The 1,049-nt window shown below is 57.9% G+C and carries 1 protein-coding gene; it reads right to left on the reverse strand.

What is annotated here, in order from left to right; all coding sequences use genetic code 11:
* Positions 1 to 225: 225 nt before the first annotated feature.
* The gene (locus KGL31_08980) at positions 226 to 807 is read right to left on the reverse strand and encodes an FMN-binding protein (protein ID MDE2322030.1); all 582 of its coding nucleotides are present in this window, start codon (positions 805 to 807) and stop codon (positions 226 to 228) included.
* Positions 808 to 1,049: the final 242 nt, after the last annotated feature.

Here is a 1,049-nt window from a genome sequence, read left to right on the forward strand (position 1 = left end):
GCACCCGCTTTCCCTTCTGCGGTGACTGATGATACAGCGTGATCTCCAGCAGTGTTCCCATAACATAATGGATCTCTCGTAGAGGTATCGGCACCGGTTCTAAAATCCTCCTCACCCTCGCCCTCTCCGCACCCAAGGGGTACCCGGGGGCGAGGGGAAGTAAAGAAGACTCCTCTCCCCCAACTAGGGGAGAGAATGAAGGTGAGGGGGCGTAGGCTTTCATGCTCATGGTCGATTGGACCCATTGAGGAGGACGAGTTGGGCCAAGGCCAGAACTTTTCTGACTCCTCGGCTGATCGACTGGACCGAGAGGGTAGCTCCAGCGATATTGACAATATCTCGATAGGGAGCGAGTGGTGCGGCGAGGTCTTTCTCATGATACTGGCGCATGAAACGCCGGTCCCGGACCTCTGCTCCGTAGATCTCGCGATAGACCATCAGGGCGACATCCTTGACCTTACCGTCAGGTGTGATGCCGACAATGAACGTGATGGGTCGGTGCTTACCGATCTCTTCGGTGATGACGGCAAAGCCGAGGTGCTCACCGTTCCGACGCGCCAGGTAGGTGACATAGGCATCTTCCCAGATGGAGGGTCGCGTGCGGCCGAGGAGGGCTTTCATCTTTTCCCGCAGGGCCTCTGTTGACGGGATGACCTTCTTTTCGAACTGGGTCGCCTCTGGAAAGACCGCCCTGGGGGCTTCCTCCTCAGAAAGAAACACCCCCTCCTGTGCGTTGACCAGGTCCGGGACTAGGGCCAGGAGGGCTGGCGTGAGAAGAGAGGTCAGGAAGTGCCTTCTGGAAAGCATCGCATCCTTATAGCACAAGCAGCAGGGGAGGGCAAAGGAGAAGACCGCGCGCTGGCCGAAGGGCCCCGAGCCTTTGGCCCAGCAAGACCTGAACAGCTTGGAGTGATCTTTCGGAGCCGATCTGCCTACTCATAGCGAGGTTGACACCTTCCGCTATCCGGTCTAAGTTATGAAGTATTCAGGGCGCTTTCTACGCCGCAACGCCGTTCCCTTTTGCCCTCAGCCTGCAAGGCCTTGAGGAA

Source organism: Candidatus Methylomirabilota bacterium, assembly GCA_028870115.1.
Classification (GTDB): domain Bacteria; phylum Methylomirabilota; class Methylomirabilia; order Methylomirabilales; family Methylomirabilaceae; genus Methylomirabilis.

Coding starts and splice junctions, on each gene's coding strand:
- KGL31_08980 (MDE2322030.1), bottom strand. CDS start 807: ATGCTTTCCAGAAGGCACTTCCTGACCTCTCTTCTCACGCCAGCCCTC.